This is a genomic window from Streptomyces bambusae, from assembly GCF_020532645.1.
Taxonomy (GTDB): Bacteria; Actinomycetota; Actinomycetes; order Streptomycetales; family Streptomycetaceae; genus Streptomyces; species Streptomyces bambusae.
In genome coordinates this window covers 16,213-31,297 of sequence record NZ_JAJAUZ010000046.1, presented here as the reverse complement: position 1 = coordinate 31,297, position 15,085 = coordinate 16,213, and the positions used below count along the sequence as shown (strand labels likewise).

Annotated in this window: 15 protein-coding genes; 7 read left to right on the top strand and 8 right to left on the bottom strand. The window is 74.4% G+C overall.

What is annotated here, in order from left to right:
• Nucleotides 1-9: 9 nt before the first annotated feature.
• The 7 genes from LG634_RS38320 to LG634_RS26880 form a co-directional block, all read right to left on the bottom strand.
• A complete protein-coding gene (locus LG634_RS38320) occupies nucleotides 10-2,100 on the bottom strand; it encodes a thioester reductase domain-containing protein (RefSeq protein WP_308072676.1) in 2,091 nt (696 codons plus the stop codon).
• A 262-nt stretch (nucleotides 2,101-2,362) separates the two neighbouring features.
• Nucleotides 2,363-3,415 (bottom strand): mechanosensitive ion channel family protein, encoded by a 1,053-nt coding sequence (locus LG634_RS26905; RefSeq protein ID WP_226737208.1) that lies wholly within the window; start codon nucleotides 3,413-3,415, stop codon nucleotides 2,363-2,365.
• 111 nt (nucleotides 3,416-3,526) lie between these two features.
• Entirely contained in the window at nucleotides 3,527-4,342 is an 816-nt protein-coding gene (locus tag LG634_RS26900) for a DUF1206 domain-containing protein (protein WP_226737206.1), read from the bottom strand.
• Nucleotides 4,343-4,418: 76 nt separating this feature from the next.
• A complete protein-coding gene (locus LG634_RS26895) occupies nucleotides 4,419-5,072 on the bottom strand; it encodes a lipoprotein (RefSeq protein ID WP_308072674.1) in 654 nt (217 codons plus the stop codon).
• A gap of 68 nt (nucleotides 5,073-5,140) precedes the next feature.
• Nucleotides 5,141-5,548 carry a GPI anchored serine-threonine rich family protein gene (locus LG634_RS26890; RefSeq protein WP_226737204.1) on the bottom strand — a complete coding sequence of 136 codons (408 nt, stop codon included), beginning with the start codon at nucleotides 5,546-5,548 and terminating at the stop codon, nucleotides 5,141-5,143.
• Between the two features lie 60 nt (nucleotides 5,549-5,608).
• On the bottom strand, nucleotides 5,609-6,292 hold the full coding sequence (locus LG634_RS26885) for an alpha/beta fold hydrolase (RefSeq protein ID WP_226737202.1): 684 nt from the start codon (nucleotides 6,290-6,292) through the stop codon (nucleotides 5,609-5,611).
• Nucleotides 6,293-6,370: 78 nt separating this feature from the next.
• Nucleotides 6,371-7,255 carry an ArsR/SmtB family transcription factor gene (locus LG634_RS26880; RefSeq protein ID WP_226737200.1) on the bottom strand — a complete coding sequence of 295 codons (885 nt, stop codon included), beginning with the start codon at nucleotides 7,253-7,255 and terminating at the stop codon, nucleotides 6,371-6,373.
• A 149-nt stretch (nucleotides 7,256-7,404) separates the two neighbouring features.
• Between LG634_RS26880 and LG634_RS26875 the strand changes: the two genes are divergently transcribed.
• From LG634_RS26875 to LG634_RS26845, 7 genes are all read left to right on the top strand, one after another.
• A complete protein-coding gene (locus LG634_RS26875) occupies nucleotides 7,405-8,697 on the top strand; it encodes an MFS transporter (protein WP_226737198.1) in 1,293 nt (430 codons plus the stop codon).
• Nucleotides 8,698-8,736: 39 nt separating this feature from the next.
• On the top strand, nucleotides 8,737-9,231 hold the full coding sequence (locus tag LG634_RS26870) for an anthrone oxygenase family protein (protein WP_226737196.1): 495 nt from the start codon (nucleotides 8,737-8,739) through the stop codon (nucleotides 9,229-9,231).
• Between the two features lie 212 nt (nucleotides 9,232-9,443).
• Nucleotides 9,444-10,703, top strand: a complete 1,260-nt coding sequence (locus LG634_RS26865) for an MFS transporter (protein ID WP_226737194.1) — start codon at nucleotides 9,444-9,446, stop codon at nucleotides 10,701-10,703.
• A 57-nt stretch (nucleotides 10,704-10,760) separates the two neighbouring features.
• On the top strand, nucleotides 10,761-12,674 hold the full coding sequence (locus LG634_RS26860; protein WP_226737192.1) for a galactose oxidase early set domain-containing protein: 1,914 nt from the start codon (nucleotides 10,761-10,763) through the stop codon (nucleotides 12,672-12,674).
• Nucleotides 12,674-13,651, top strand: a complete 978-nt coding sequence (locus tag LG634_RS26855) for a tellurite resistance/C4-dicarboxylate transporter family protein (protein WP_226737190.1) — start codon at nucleotides 12,674-12,676, stop codon at nucleotides 13,649-13,651. The genes LG634_RS26860 and LG634_RS26855 overlap by 1 nt, the downstream gene beginning before the upstream one ends.
• A 335-nt stretch (nucleotides 13,652-13,986) precedes the next feature.
• Nucleotides 13,987-14,259 carry an SH3 domain-containing protein gene (locus LG634_RS26850; protein WP_226737188.1) on the top strand — a complete coding sequence of 91 codons (273 nt, stop codon included), beginning with the start codon at nucleotides 13,987-13,989 and terminating at the stop codon, nucleotides 14,257-14,259.
• Between the two features lie 47 nt (nucleotides 14,260-14,306).
• Nucleotides 14,307-14,741, top strand: a complete 435-nt coding sequence (locus LG634_RS26845) for an OsmC family protein (protein ID WP_226737186.1) — start codon at nucleotides 14,307-14,309, stop codon at nucleotides 14,739-14,741.
• Nucleotides 14,742-14,749: 8 nt separating this feature from the next.
• Here the strand turns inward: LG634_RS26845 and LG634_RS26840 are convergent, their stop codons facing one another.
• Nucleotides 14,750-15,082, bottom strand: coding sequence for an SCO0607 family lipoprotein (locus LG634_RS26840; protein WP_226737184.1), 333 nt, complete (start codon nucleotides 15,080-15,082; stop codon nucleotides 14,750-14,752).
• Between the last annotated feature and the right edge of the window lie 3 nt (nucleotides 15,083-15,085).

Sequence of the window (15,085 nt, the reverse complement as noted above, 5' to 3'; positions counted from 1 at the left end):
CCACGGCCGTCAGTCGAGTTCGCCGGTGGCGCGGAGGCGCTGCCAGAAGGCGCGGATCATCGGCTCGTCGACGTCGGGCAGGGTGACGCCCTGCCGGGCGAGGGCGCGCAGGGTGTGGTCGTTGCGGTAGGTGTCGGCGGTGGGCTGCTCGGCGGCCCCCGCCGCGTGCGCCCGCTGCTCCGCCTGGTCGACCGCCTGCTGGAAGACGTCCAGGTACGGCAGGAACGGCAGGGTGCGGCCCGCCTCGGCGGCCTGCCGGAGACGGCGCAGCCACTCGGCCAGCGGGACCGGTTCGGAGCGGGTGCCGCGCAGTCCGTCGAGGACCCGCAGGAACGGTTCCGTGCCGGTCTGGCGGGGGTGGTGCAGGTGGTGGACCGGTCCCGAGGCGGGGCCGTCGGCGGCCAGCGCCAGGGCGACCAGGGCGCGGGCCGCGACGTCCGCGGGCAGCAGGTCCGCGCCGAGCGCGCCCCCGGCCGGGTGGCAGCCGAGGCCGGCGCTGGTGACGAGCACGCGGCAGAACATGTCGTCGGGGTTGACGGCGCCGCCCTGCGACTCCGCCCAGATCCGGCCGAGGCGGTACACACGGGCGGACGCGCCGCGGGCGGCGGCCTCGGTGACCATCATGTCGGCCACCCACTTGCTCGCGACATAGCCGTCGGCGGCGGTGTGCCGGGCGCCGTCGACGGGGGACTCCTCGGTGAGCAGCCGCGGCGCGGCGGCGGTGCCGTAGATGCCGAGGGTGGAGACGTGGTGGAAGCGCTTGGGGCGGCCCTCGGCGGCGAGTGCCAGCAGGGCGCGGGTGCCCTCGACATTGGCCGCCTTCAGCCGCTCGTACGCCGACAGGTGGTGGACGTACGCACCTGCGTGCACGATCGTGTCCACCTCGTCGCGGAGCCTGCGCCACCGGGGTCCGGCCACTCCGAGGCCTTCGGACGCGAGGTCGCCGGGCACGATGTGGACGCGGCCGGGGTGCGGGGTCTCGATGCCGTACGACTCACGGACCGTCTGCAGGCGGGCCCGGCCGTCCTGTTCGGTGTCGGCGCGGACCAGGCAGTGGACCTCCGCGTCGGTGCGGGCGAGGAGTTCGCGGAGGAGGAAGGCGCCGACGAATCCGGTGGCGCCGGTGAGGAACACGTGCCGGGGCGGTGCGGCGAAGCCGGCCGCGTCCGGGAACCGCAGGCCGGGCGCGAGGCGCGCCTGCGACCGCGGCACGAAGGCGGGTCGGTTGGCCGTCCGGCCCGCCGTCCCTGCCGCGAGCAGCCCGGCGAGGTCGGCCGGGCGGGGTGCGGTGAGGAAGTCCCGTACGGGGATGCGTGCGCCGAGTACGGCGTCCACGCGGGCCAACAGACGTACGGTCAGCAGGGAATGTCCGCCGAGGGCGAAGAAGTCGTCGTCCGGGCCCACCCGTTCGAGGCCGAGCACCTCGGCGAACAGGCCGCACAGGGTCTCCTCGGCCGGGGTGCGCGGGGCGCGGTGCGTCCCGGTCGCGACCGGGACGGGGTCGGGGAGGGCGGCCCGGTCCAGCTTCCCGTTGGGGGCCAGGGGGATCCGTTCGACGACGACGAAGGCCGACGGCACCATGTAGGCGGGCAGCCGCGCGGCCGTGAACGTCCGCAGCTCCCCGGTGTCGAGCGCGGCCCCCGCCAGGTAGGCCACCAGTTGCCGGCCGGCCGCCGTCTCCCTTACGGTGACGGCCACTTGGGCGACGTCGGGGTGGGCGGCGAGCGCCGCCTCCACCTCGCCGGGTTCGACGCGGAACCCGCGGATCTTGACCTGCGTGTCGGCCCGTCCCGCGTAGTCGAGCTGTCCGTCGGCGTTCCAGCGGACGAGGTCCCCGGTCCGGTACATCCGGGACCCGGGCGGCCCGAACGGGTCGGCGACGAACCGCTCCGCCGTCAGCTCCGCCCGCCCCAGGTACCCCCGCGCCACCTGCCCGGCGACGTACAACTCCCCCACCACGCCCCTGGGTACGAGGTTCAGCCAGGGCCCGAGCACATACGCCCGGGTGGCCGCCAGCGGGGCGCCGATGGGCACGCCGGCACGCACGGGCGCGGGTAAGGACTCCGCCTGCTGCACGGTGGGAACGCCTGAGGACGTCACGGGACCATCTCCTGTGGGGTGGGGTGGGCGCCGGGTGCCGGGTGCCGGTGCGGGCCGCCCGCCGCGTGCCTGTCGGGGGCGGCGAACGGCGCCGTCCCCACCACCAGTTAACGAACCGCGGCCACCACGTGTCCAGGCACAGACGCCCGTGGCCAGAAATCACCCAAACCCGGCATTGCGCCGACATGCGGCCCTGTCCCGGCAGCGGGACACGGCGTGGGGTGCGGCAGATGCGGCCGGTCGTTCCGGGCGGCAACCGCGTTCAGGTGGCGGACGGAGGCGGAGCGGCCGGGAAGGTGGTGATGCGGGGCAGGGCGTAGGGGTGCTTCTCGGCGAGCCAGGCGATCAGGTGTTCGCGGACGGTGCAGCGTACGGTCCACAGGTCGTCGGGGTTCTTCGCAGTGACGACGGCGCGGAGGACGACGGTGCTGGGGGTGGTGTCGGTGACCGCCAGGTCCCAGCCGCGGCCGTCCCACGCCCCGCAGTCGTCGAGGATCTCCTTCAGCCGCTCGCGGATCAGGGCGACGGGGGCGCTGTGGTCGCAGTGCACGAACACGGTCCCTGTCATCTGGATGCCGCCGCGGGACCAGTTCTCGAACGGCTTGCCGGTGAAGTACGAGACGGGCATGGTGATCAGGCGCTCGTCCCAGGTGCGTACGGCGAGGTAGGTGAGCGTGACCTCCTCGACCACCCCCCACTCCCCGTCCACCACCACGGTGTCGCCGATGCGCACCATGTCGCCGAAGGCGATCTGGAACCCGGCGAACAGGTTGCCGAGGGTGGACTGCGCGGCCACGCCGGCGACGATGCCGATGATGCCCGCCGAGGCGAGTACGGACGTGCCCACCGCCCGCAGGTCGGGGAAGGTCAGCAGCATCGCGGCCGCGGCGACCACCGCGACGACGGCGGCGACGATCCGCATGACGAGCGTCACCTGCGTGCGGACGCGGCGCACCCGCGACGGGTCGTGCGTGCCGGTGGCGTACCGGGCGTAGGAGGACTCGACCACCGCGGCCGCGATGCGTACGACGCACCAGGCGCCGGCGCCGATCAGCACGAGCGACAGCATCCGGCCGGCCGACGTCCGGTGCTCCTGGAGGGGTGTCCAGGTGATCTGCGGCCAGGCGGCGCGCAGCAGGGCGGCCAGCAGGAAAAGGCGTACGGGGACACGGCACCGACGCAGCAGGTTCCACAACGGGGTCTCGGGATGGCGAGCGTCGGCACGCCGCAGGAGGTGGTCGGCGAGCCGGCCGGCGGCCAGGGTGAGCAGGACGGCGCCGCCGATGACGGCGAGCAGGTGCAGGGCGCTGTTCATGACTCCTCAGGCAGGACGGGAACGGGCAGGACGGGAACGGGCAGGACTTGGCCGCGCGTGCCCGCGCCCGCCGTCGGCAAACCCGCTGCCGCGGGCCCCTGTTCGCGAGGGTCAGGCGCGGATGAGGGCGGCCATCGCCCAGGAGAAGAGCCCGAACAGCAGCAGGCCGAGCGCCACGGCGACCAGCAGCCAGGGCCCGGCGGGCGTCTGGGAGAAGCTGCGGAGCGTGTCGTCGACCCCCTTCGCCTTCGCCGGGTCGTAGGACACGGCGGCGTAGACGAGGAACCCGCCGGCGGCCGTGAACACCGCGCCGCGCGCGGTGCCGCCGACCGCGCCGAGCACGTCGACGGCCCGGCGCCCCCACTCGGGCAGCCGTGCGGTGTCCAGGCGGTCGCGGAAGGACAGCCGGACGGCGCCCACGACGATCACGATGCCGCCGACGGCGATGCCGGCCCCCACCGCCGCCACCAGCCACGGCCCGGCGGGGGCGTCCAGCAGGGTCGCCGTCGCGTCGCGCGACTGTTCGTCGCTGGACCGGCGGGCGCCCCGGCCGGCGGCGAAGGCGAGGGTGGAGAACGACACCACGGCGTAGAACACGGCACGTCCGGCCGCCGCCGCGCGGTGGGTGGCCTTCCGGCCGTCCGGGCCGGTGGCACCGAACACTGCCTCCGAGAGCCGCCACAGTGCCATGGCCGCCAGCCCGAGGCCGACGGCCCAGACCAGGACCCGGCCGAAGGGCCGGCCGGCGAGTTCGTGCAGGGCCCCGCTGCTGTCGGCCACCTCTCCGCTGTCGCCGAACGCGATCTGCAGGGCCAGCAGGGCCACCAGGACGTACAGCAGCCCGCGCGTGGCCAGTCCGCACCGGGCGGCCGCGGTCACCGCCCGCTGCGTACCGCGGTCCGGGCGTGCATCGACGGACGTGGGCACGGCTGCTCCCTCCGCTGGGCTTCGCAGCCGCTGATGCCCGGGGCGAGCCGTGTCATGCGCGCCCGGGCGGGCCCGGCTACCCGGCGGGCTTGAGGGACTGCAGGGCCAGCCGGTAGGCGGGGAGCATGTCCTGGTGTTCCTCGGTGTCGAGGCCGCCGAGGTGGACGACGACGGCCTCGCCGCGGGGGGTGACCACGGCGAAGGCACGTTCCTGCTTGGGTTCGTCGAGGGGGGAGGTCGTGTAGCCGACCTCTGCGGCGTGCAGGCCGGCGGGGCCGGCCTGCACGGTGGTGTAGACGGGGGGTTTTCCGGTGGGCTTCTCGTCGGCCATGAAGGACCGGAGGACCGTACGGGCGTCCCCGGAGGCGGCGGGCCGGTCGGCGACCCAGACCCGGAGGAAGCCGATGTTCCCGGCCGGTTTGGCGTCGATCTCGCAGGCCAGCGTGGTCCCGCCCTGTTCGAAGAGGGAGGCGAACCGGTCGTCCTTGTCGTACGTGATCGCCTTGGGCTTCCAGTCCTGCGCCAGCGTGAAGGTGACGGGGAGGCGGCACGGGGAGCCGGCGCCGCCGACGGACTTCGCGCTGCCGGCGGGCTTCGCGCCCTCGGCGCCGGCCGTGGCGGACGGCTTCGGATCCAGCGGGCCCCCGCTGGACGCGGCCGACTCCGGCTGCGCCGGCCCGCAGGCCGTCAGGCCCGGCAGCACCGCCCCCGCCATCAGGACTCCCGTCACCGTCCGTATCACGCCGCGCCGCATCGTCCGTACCCCCCGTAGATCAAAAGAACGGCCAACCTAGCAGGTCACGGGGTGCTTCGGATCGTGAAACGACCGGTGAGGCCGATGTCCGGCGCGTGGCCGAGGGCGATTGCGTACGTGCTGTCGGCGGGGAGGTCTGCGGGTACCTGCCACGCGTGGAAACCGGCCGCGCCGTCGACCGTCGCGATCTCCAGCACGTGCTGAAGGGCCGTGGCGTCGCCCCGCATCAGCCGCAGCGGCTGGGGGCCGGGTGCGGCGCCGCTCCAGATGATCGCCTGCGAGGTGCCCGCGTCCCAGACGACGTCGGCGACGGGCTGGGAGAACCGTGCGGCCGCCGCCGCGCTCTGGGGGCCCACGAGACCGGTCGCCCCCGTGTACCCGAGCGCGAGCAGCGGCGCCGCGAGGAGGCTGCGCCGGCCCAGCGGGGCTCCGGCGGGAAGGGAGTTCTGCATACCCTGCCTCAACGCGCACGCCCCGGTGCCGGTCACGGCGCGGACGGTCGGACTGGTGCGCTACACCCCCGCCGCCGCGGCCCGGATCAGGTCCAGTACGGCCTCCGGCTGCGACAGCATCGGCACGTGCGAGGAGTCGACCTCGACGGCCGTCGCGCCCATGCGCTCCACCTCGAACCGCTGGAGCTCCGGCATCACCGCGCGGTCCTGCCGGGTCACGCAGAACCAGCTGGGCTTCGTCCGCCAGGCCGGGGCGTCCGTCGAGGCGCCGAGGACGGCCTCCGCCGCCGAGCCCTGCGTCGCCCACACGAGCTGCTGTTCGGCCTCCGGCAGGTCGCCGCAGAAGTCGGAGATGCCGTCGCGGGCGATCCACAGCCGCCCGTCCTCCGCGTCGAGGTGGGCGAACAGCGGCGGCGGGTCGAACTTGCCGATCAGGTCCTGGGGCGTCTCCCCCGCGTCCGGGGCCAGGGCCGCGATGTAGACGAGTCCGGCGACCCGGTCGTCGGTGCCCGCGGCCGTGATCACGAAGCCGCCCCACGAGTGCCCGACCAGGACGGCCGGGGCGCTGACCCGCGCGAGGGCCCGGCGTACGGCGTCCACGTCGCCTTCCAGGGTGTCCAGCGGGTTCTGCGCGGACACCACCTCGTGGCCCTCGGCCTGGAGGGCGGGGATCAGCTTGCTGTAGCAGGACCCGTCGGCCCACAGGCCGTGGGCGAAGACGATGCTCGGCTTGCTCGGGGACATCGGCGCGTTCCTCTCGGTGGCTCCCCCTCGTCGCCCTCCGAGTCCACACCAGGAACCAGGCCACCGCAAACGGGTACGTCACGCACTGCCGGGACCGGGCCGGACGGGCGCGGCGGGGTCGCCGAGGAGGGCACGGCCGAGGTCGCCCGCGACGTAGTGGACCTCCCGGCCGTGGCGGTGCGCCGTGACCAGGCCCGCGTTCCGCAGCAGGGTCAGGTGCTGCGAGACCGCGCCCGGTGTCAGACCGGTGCGGGCGGCCAGTTGCGTGGTCGTGGACGGCGCGACGACCTCGGCGAGGAGCCCGGCCCGGCTGCGGCCCAGCAGCCGGGGCAGGGCGTCGCCGGGGCTGTTCCCCCGCTCCCACAGCGTGCCGGTGCCGCGGGCCGGGTAGATCACGGACGGGGGCACCGGGCCCCGGGCCGGCACCAGGCGGCAGCGGTGGGCGAAGGCGCTGGGGACCAGGGTCACCCCGGTGCCGGACAGGGCGAGTTCGCCCGTCGGGAGGTCGGCCGAGACCAGCCGGTCCCCGGTCCAGGCCAGGGCGGGGTGGAGGTGTGTGAACACGTCCGCGATGCCGTCTTCGGCCAGTCGGCGGGTCCGGTGGGCGATGTCGGCTTCGAGTACGGCCCGCATGCGCGGCCAGTGCGGCCGGACGGCCGTCCGCCACCACGCGAGGACGGGACCGGCGGCCGGGGCCCGGGGGTCCGCGACGGCGGCCAGCTCCTCTTCGATCCCGGCCAGGGGGCAGCGCGGCGGGGGCACGGTCTCCGGACGGAGCCCCATGCCGAAGCCCGGTGCGGGCAGCGGGCTGCCGGAGGCGAGGACCTGCTTGATCCACGGCAGGTGCACCGCGTGCCGGCCGGGATCGGCCACCGCTTCGAGGCCCGCCACCGCCTCCCAGAGGGGTGAGATCGCGAACCTCAGGTTCGCCAGGTCGTCCACCCCGAAGCGCACCGCTCCCATTCGCCCCGCCCCGCCTCTCCCCGTACGGCCATGCGTGCTTACGGCCCTGTGCGCTTACGGCCCTGCGTGCTTACGGCCCTGTGCGCGCAGGTTTTAGCCCAGCCTAAAACAATGGCCCGAGACCTCGGAGGATGGTGATCTCCCGGATCATGACGCTCTCTCACCTGCGCCCCGTCACCGACACGGGGCGAACCACTGCTTCGGCCGACTTCCGCCGCCTGTGGGCCGCCGACACCGTGAGCCAGACCGGTACCGCGGTGACCCTGCTGGCCCTCCCCTTCGTGGCGATCGGCGCGCTCGACGCCACCCCGTTCCAGGCCGGTCTGCTGATGGCCTGCGAGTACCTCGCCTTCCTGCTCGTCGGGCTGCCCGCCGGTGCCTGGGTGGACCGGGCGCACCGCCGCCGCGTGATGATCGCGTCCGATCTCGGCCGGGCCGTGCTGCTCGCCTCGGTCCCGGTGGCGGCCCTGCTGGACGTCCTGACGCTGCCCCAGTTGTACGCCGTGGCCTTCGGCCTGTCGTTCTGCGCGGTGTTCTTCGACGTGGCCGCCCAGAGCGCGCTCCCTCAGCTCGTCGACGGCGAGCACCTGGTGTCGGCGAACGTCCGGCTGGAGACCACCCGCAACGTCGTCGCGGCCGGCGGTCCCGGTGCGGGTGGAGCGCTGCTGGCCGTGGTGGCGGCGCCCTTCGCCCTGGCCCTGGACGCGCTCAGCCACCTCGCTTCCGCGCTGCTGCTCTCCCGTGTCCGTGGTGGTGCCGCGGTCGGGGCGCCGGCTCCCGTGGGTCCGGCCGCTCCGGCGCTGCGGGCGGAGATCGCGGAGGGTCTGCGGTGCGTGTTCGGGCATCGGGTGCTGCGGGCGGTCACCCTGGCCGCCGCGGTCTCCAACCTGTGCGGCACGATCGGGGCGGCCGCGCTGATGGTGCTGCTCGCGGGCGAGCTGGGCCTGTCGCCGCTGTGGTGCGGCCTGGTGTTCACGGCCGAGGCGGTCGGCGGGCTGATCGGCGGGCTGCTGACGGCACGGGTGGCCGCGCGGTACGGCGAGGGGCCCGCGATGTGCGGAGCCGTTCTGCTCAGTGGGCTGCTGTGGCTGGCTGCGGTGCCGTTCTTCCAGGCCGACTGGCGGTTCGCGGTCGCCGTGGCCTGCCAGGGGCTCGGGTGGGTCGCGTTCATGCCGTTCAAGATCACTGCCGTGGTACTGCGGCAGCGGCTGTGCCCGCCGGAGCTGCTGGGGCGGGTGACTGCGACCGTCCGGTTCGTGGTGTGGGGCACGATGCCGGTGGGCGCACTCGTCGGCGGCCTGCTCGGCGAGCACTTCGGCGCCCGTACCGCCCTGTGGACCGGAGCCGCCGCCGAACTGTGCGCCATGCTCCCCCTGCTCCTCGCGCGCCGGTGGGCAGGAACCGGGGCGGGGAGACGGACGGATACGGCCGTGAGTGTCTGAAGCATGTCTTCCGGCCGCGGGGGCGTGTGGGATGGGGGCATGGAAAACAAGGTCTGGTTTTCGCTCGTGCTGGCGTCCGCGCTGGCGAGCGGGGTCGTTGCCGGTGTCTTCTACGCCTTCTCCACGGGCGTGATGCGCGCCCTCGCGGCGCTGAAGCCGCGGGAGGGGATCGCGGCGATGCAGTCGATCAACGTCGCGGTGATCAACCCGCTGTTCCTCGGCGCGTTCATGGGTGCCGCCGGGCTCGCGCTCGCGGCCGGCATCTACGCGGTCGGGCACCGCTCGTCACCGGGGTGGGGCTGGATGCTCGCGGGGGCGCTGGCGTACCTGCTGGGCTCCTTCGTCTGGACCATCGCATTCCACATCCCGCGCAACGACGCCCTCGCGGCGCTCGATCCGGCAGCAGCGGGCAGCGTCCAGCCGTGGCTGGACTACGTACGCGTGTGGACAGCCGGGAACCACGTCCGCACCGTGGCCTCGCTGGCGTCGTCGGCGTTCTTCATCATGGCACTGGTGGCCCGACGGTCGGGGTGACCCCCGGGACGGGGTGACCCTCCGGCCAGGGTGAGGCGGCCGGAACGGCGGCCGCGGACCCGTGCTTTCAAAACCGGGTTTTGAAACGGGTGCGGTGGGAGCCGAGTTGTGTGGGGCGCGGGCGTCGGCGGGCGGACCGGTCCACGAGCGCCTTCCGGCACACTTCTGATCAAGAAGGAATGCCCGTCGTTCACGAAGGAATGCCCGCGATCATGCAGACTCCCCCGGCCGGCGCCCTGCGGCGGGCCCACAGAGGTGTCGTCGCCACGTTCGCCCTCGTCGGCGTGGTGAACGGGCTCCTGGCGGCGCGACTGCCGGGGCTGGCCGCCAAACTCGGCCTGGACACGGGCGATGTGGGGCTGGTGATCCTCTCCTGGGGTGTGGCCGCCACCCTGACGATGCAGTGCATGCGCTGGCTCGTCGCGGCCCTGGGGAACCGGGTGTTGCTGCGCGTGGGCACGCCGCTGGTCACGGTCTGCGTCGGACTCATCGGCCTCAGCCCGTCGTTCCCGGTGCTGCTCGGCGCCGCGTCCTGTTTCGGCGTGGCCTCGGGGGTCGCCGAGGCGATGATGAACGCGCAGGGCAGTCTGGTCGAACGGCGGTCCGGGCGGCCGCTGATGAACGGGTTCCACGCCGGCTGGAGCGCCGGTGCCGTGGCCGGCGGACTCCTCGCCGTGCTGCTGGCCGCACTCGACGTCCCGTACACCGCCTCGGTGTTGGGGGTCGCCGCCGTCTCCCTCCCGCTCGCCCTGGCGGTGGGCCGGACGTACCTCGCCGAACCGGACGAGGACGCGAACGCGGACGCTGACGAGACCGAGCAGCGGCGCAACCTGCCGCCCGTCGTCTACCTGATCGGTGCCGTGGCCTTCATGGCCCTCCTCGTCGAGGGGCTGGTCGCGGACTGGAGCGGCCTGCTGCTGGCCCGGGAACTGCACACCACGGAGGCCGTCGCCGCACTCGCCTACCCGCTGTTCGAGGTGGCCACGTTCACCGGGCGGCTCTGCGGCGACGGGCTGCGCCTGCGGTTCGGCGGCCGGGCGCTGCTCGCCACGGCCGGCGTGGCGACCGCGGCCGGGGTACTGCTGGTGGTGCTGGCCGGCTCCGCCGCCTGGGCCGTCGCCGGCTTCGCCCTGACGGGGCTCGCCGTGTGCGTCGTGGTGCCGCTGTGCATGTCGCTGGCCGGGGCCGCCGTGCCGGGCCGGTCGGACGCCGCCGTCGCGCAGGTGTCGGCGATCGGGTACGCGGGGCTGCTGGCCGGACCCGTGCTCATCGGCTTCGTCGCGGAGGCGACGTCGCTGCGGACCGGGATCGCCACGGCGGTCGGCGTGGCGCTGTTGATCACGGTCGGGGCCGCCCGGATGCCGCGGGACGCGGCTGCGGGGGGCGGGCCCGGGGCGGGGCGCTCCGGGGAGCCGGCCGGGGCGGGGCCCCGGGCGCATCCGGAGGAACCGGCCGGGGCGGGCGGCGCCTAGGGCGCGCGCGTCGTGGCATATCGGAGCAATTCAGGAGATACCTCATAGATTGACGCCATGAGGAGTCCTCTGACGCCGCGCCTGCCCCGCGCCACCCGGCCGTCCCGGTCCCGGTCCCGGTCCGTCGCCGTCGCCGTCGCCGTCGCCTCGGGGTGGGTGCTCGCCGCCGCCGTGGCCCTCGCCGCGACGGGTCCGGCCCCGGCCGCGCGCGCCGGGGCCGCCCCGCACGCGGGCCGTCATGCCGACCCCGTCGGCGGCCCCGGCCCCGGAACCGCGGCCGACGAGGCGGGCGTCATCGGCCCCCGGCACGCCCGTGTGCACGCGCAGCTCCGCGAGGCGGCCCGGGGTACGCAGGGATATCCGCAGGCGAAGCGCACCGCGAGCCTGGCGGCACTCGGGGAGTCCCAGCGCACCACGAACGCCGCGTTCGCCGCCGCGCGGTTCGGGCGGTTCACGGAGTACTTCCCGTCGCCGGACTTCGGCGTCCACACGGCCCTGCTGCCGACCGGCAAGGTGCTGCTGTTCTCGTTCGAACGCGTCGAGGCCGACCCCACCAAGGAGACCGGGCCCACCAACACGGTCGGTGTGACCAACGCCGGCCGCGCCTACCTGTGGGACCCCGCCCGCGGCACCGGCCCGCGGGCCTTCGCGAACGTACCGCCGCCGGTGGTGCTGATGCCTGACGGCCGCTACGCGCCGCGGCCCGCGCCGTTCTTCTGCTCCGGGCACGCCTACCTCCCCAACGGGATGGTCGGCGTCTTCGGCGGCAACGTCGGCGGGAAGGGCGGCAGCGGCGCCAGGCTGTCGTTCGTGTTCGACCCGTGGACCGAGCGCTGGTACCGCAACCGGGACATGGCGGTCGGCCGCTGGTACCCGTCGGCCGTGACCGGCCCGGACGGCCGCCAGATCATCATGTCCGGCCAGTCGGAACGCGGCACCGGCACGCCCACCCCGGTCGTCGAGCGCTTCCCCGCCCTCGGCCTGGCCGTCCCGTGGCGCACGTACGACATCCCCGTCGGGCTCGATGCGCAGCGGCTGCGCGTGGACGCCCCGTTCCGGAACGACTATCCGCACCTCTTCTCGCTACGCGACGGCATGATCTACGGGCTCGGCCGGGACGCCGACCAGCAGTGGCGGTTCGACCCGGTCAAGGAGGTGCGGACGGACCTGCCGCGGCGGCCGGCCGACTTCCGCGGGTACGGCTCGGCCGTGCCGCTGCCGGGCGGGTTCCGCGGTCCGGACTCCGTGCTCGTGCTGGGCGGGGACGCGCGGGACCCGCTCACGTACCGGCTGTCCGGCGGGCGCTGGAGCACCGAGCAGCCGCGGGCGTTCGGGCGTACGCAGGACAACACGCTGATCCTGCCGGACGGCAGCCTGCTCACGGTCAACGGTTCGCCCGACAGCCGGGACTACGGGAACGGGCCGTTCAACCCGACCGCCGATCCGAAGTACCGGCACGTCGAGCTGCGCGACGCGCAGGGCCGCTGGCGGCTCGGGCCGGCGCAGCGGCTGCCGCGCGGCTACCACTCCAACGCACTGGTGCTGCCGGACGGAAGGATGCTGGTCACCGGGGACGAGCTCCAGCAGATCGCCAACGACCCCGACATCGAGGACGGGATGGACGGCAGCATCGAGCTGTACGAGCCGGCCTACCTGCACCGGGGCACACGCCCGGCCCTCGACCGGGTGCCGGGCGGCGACCTCGCGTACGACACGGCGTTCTCGGTGTCGAGCTCCACTGCGGAGGACGTGGCGCGGGCCGTGCTGCTGGCGCCTTCGACGGTGACGCATTCGGTGAACACCAGCCAGCGGCATCTGGAGCTCCGGCGCACGGAGGTCCACGGCACGACGGTCGGGCTGCGGACGCCACCGAGCGCGGCCGATGCACCGCCGGGGTACTACATGCTGTTCCTGCTCGATGCCGAGGGGGTGCCCAGTGCGGCGAGGTGGGTGAAGCTGGGGGTGCGGTGATGCACGACGGGCTCGCGGGTGCGGATGCGGGTGCGGCGCGCGGTCCGTGGTGGGCGGAGCTGCCGCCGGCCGCGGGGGCCGCGGTCATGGCCACCTGCATCCTGTCGATCGGGCTGCACCTGATCGGGTACGGCGTTCCGTCGCTGGTGTTCTTCGCGCTGGCGGGCCTGGGGTGGGTGCTGCTGGCCGGGGAGTTCCTGGTACGGCTCTTCGGCAGCCACGCGCGCTGGCACGCCGAGGCCGACACGCCGCCGGCCCTGACGGCCGTGGCCGCCACCACCGTGGTGGGGATGCGCTGTGTGCAGAGCGGGTGGACGGGGCTCGCGTCCGCGCTGCTCGTGGTGGCCGCGCTCGTGTGGCCGGTGCTGATCGTCACGGTGGTCGCGCACTGGCACCGCCGGATGCCCGGTTCGGCGTTCCTGGTGTGCGTGGCGACGCAGGGACTGGCGGTGCTCGCCGCGGCCCTCGCGCCGGCGGTGGGGGCGCACTGGCTCGGGGACGCTGCGCTCGGTGCGTTCTGCCTCGGACTGCTGCTCTACGTCGAGGCGCTGGTCCGCTTCGATTTCCGGCAGCTGCGGGAGGGCGGCGGGGACCACTGGATCGCGGGCGGGGCGCTGGCCATTTCGGCGCTGGCGGCGGCCCGGCTGTACGCGCTGCCGCAGTGGACGGGTGCCGGGCACGACCTGCTGCGGGGCCTCACGGTGACGCTGAACGTCCTCGATCTCGCCTGGTGCGTGGTCCTGCTCACGGCCGAGACCCGCTGGCCACGGCCCGCATACGACATCCGGCGGTGGGCGACGGTGTTCCCGCTGGGCATGAGCGGCGTGGCGTGCCTGTCGACGGCGGCGGCGACCGGGCTCGACTGGCTGCACTCCACGGGGCTGGTGCTGCTGTGGATCGCGCTCGGGCTGTGGCTGGTGACGGCGGGGGCGCTGGTGCTGTCGCTGGTACGGGAGCGGTCGGCGGGGGCGGTGTAGCGGGCGGGGCCGGGTGCGGCGGGGGCGGAACCATCGGGATGACGCGGGCGTGCGCCGGACGTGGGACCTCCCGCACGCCTTCGGGCCGTGGCCGGCGATCGGCCTTACGGTGCCAGGGGTGTTGCGAAAGTCCTGTGTGGTGCCCGCGGTGTCCGGTGCGTGCTCTCAGCGTGCCGGGCGAAGGCCCTCGTACTGGGCGTACTCGGGGCTTCGGCCGGTGCGGCGAGAGTGCGTGCCGGGCGCCGCGGGCGCCGTGCGGGATTTTCGCAACACCCCCTAGAGGCCCGCCCGGATCCGGACGGGCCTGCTGCCCTGCGGTCCACCTGGAGGTCACGATGCCCAGCCCCGCCAAGCCGTTCGGCACCGTCGTCAGCGCCAACGGCGTCAACCTGCGCCGGTACCCGAGCACGGACTCCGCCATTCTCGGCAGCCTGAGCCACGGCACCGAGATCGGGCTCCACAGCAAGGTGCACGCGCAGATCATCGACGGCAACGGGATCTGGTACCTGCTGCGGGACGAGGACGCGTGGGTGGCGGCGCGGAACGTCGACAACACGGGCGAGGTGCCGCTGTCGAAGGACACGGAGTCGGGGCCGCCGCAGGGGTGAGGCGTGCCGGTCGGGGGCCGGCCGGGGCCTGCGGTTACCGTCTGGGTATGACTTCTGATTCTTTGCGTTCCGTCACCGTCGAGCGGACCGGCCCCGGAGTGTTCACCGCGACGAACTCCCGGGGGGACACGCTGACCTTCAGCACCGGGGACGCCGCCGGGTTCACGCCGGTGGAGCTGCTGCTGGCGGCGATCGGCGGATGCTCCGCGGCCGATGTGGACGTGGCGACGACCCGGCACACGGAGCCGGCCGTCTTCTCGCTCGACGTCAGCGGGCACAAGGTCAAGGACGAGGGCGGCGGGAACGTGCTGACGGACCTGGCGGTCGCCTTCACCGTCGCCTTCCCCGAAGGGGAGACAGGCGACCGGGCGCGGGCGATCCTGCCGCGGGCCGTGAAGACCTCCCACGACCGGCTCTGCACGGTCAGCCGGACGGTCGAGGCCGGAAGTCCGGTGCGGACCACGGTCGTTGACGCAGGCTGAGCACGCTCTTACGGGGCGTCAGGTGCGTCGATGACGTTGCCGTCCTTGTCGAGGGTGTGGGTGCGCCAGTAGACGTCCCACTTGTCGTCGAGCTGCCGGGGCACCTTGCCCTCCGGGTAGCGGGCGTAGCCCTGCGCGGGCTCTTCGCCGTTCGGCATGCAGGCCGAGCCGGAGCCGCCGACGGCGAGGACGGGGTATTCGCCGGTGTTGCAGACGTCCTCCTGGAAGTCCAGGTTGCAGCCCGTCAGCGCCAGGACTGCGGCCGCGCCGGCGAGTACGAAGGTGGCGGCCCGGAGGGCGGTGCGGCGGGGGGCGGTGCGGCGGGGGGCGGCGGTGGGCATCTT

Coding starts and splice junctions, on each gene's coding strand:
- LG634_RS26880 (WP_226737200.1), bottom strand. CDS start 7,255: ATGGGAGCGGTGCGCTTCGGGGTGGACGACCTGGCGAACCTGAGGTTC.
- LG634_RS26865 (WP_226737194.1), top strand. CDS start 9,444: ATGCAGACTCCCCCGGCCGGCGCCCTGCGGCGGGCCCACAGAGGTGTC.
- LG634_RS26885 (WP_226737202.1), bottom strand. CDS start 6,292: ATGTCCCCGAGCAAGCCGAGCATCGTCTTCGCCCACGGCCTGTGGGCC.
- LG634_RS26855 (WP_226737190.1), top strand. CDS start 12,674: ATGCACGACGGGCTCGCGGGTGCGGATGCGGGTGCGGCGCGCGGTCCG.
- LG634_RS26850 (WP_226737188.1), top strand. CDS start 13,987: ATGCCCAGCCCCGCCAAGCCGTTCGGCACCGTCGTCAGCGCCAACGGC.
- LG634_RS26905 (WP_226737208.1), bottom strand. CDS start 3,415: ATGAACAGCGCCCTGCACCTGCTCGCCGTCATCGGCGGCGCCGTCCTG.
- LG634_RS26870 (WP_226737196.1), top strand. CDS start 8,737: ATGGAAAACAAGGTCTGGTTTTCGCTCGTGCTGGCGTCCGCGCTGGCG.
- LG634_RS26890 (WP_226737204.1), bottom strand. CDS start 5,548: ATGCAGAACTCCCTTCCCGCCGGAGCCCCGCTGGGCCGGCGCAGCCTC.
- LG634_RS26875 (WP_226737198.1), top strand. CDS start 7,405: ATGACGCTCTCTCACCTGCGCCCCGTCACCGACACGGGGCGAACCACT.
- LG634_RS26860 (WP_226737192.1), top strand. CDS start 10,761: ATGAGGAGTCCTCTGACGCCGCGCCTGCCCCGCGCCACCCGGCCGTCC.
- LG634_RS26840 (WP_226737184.1), bottom strand. CDS start 15,082: ATGCCCACCGCCGCCCCCCGCCGCACCGCCCCCCGCCGCACCGCCCTC.
- LG634_RS26845 (WP_226737186.1), top strand. CDS start 14,307: ATGACTTCTGATTCTTTGCGTTCCGTCACCGTCGAGCGGACCGGCCCC.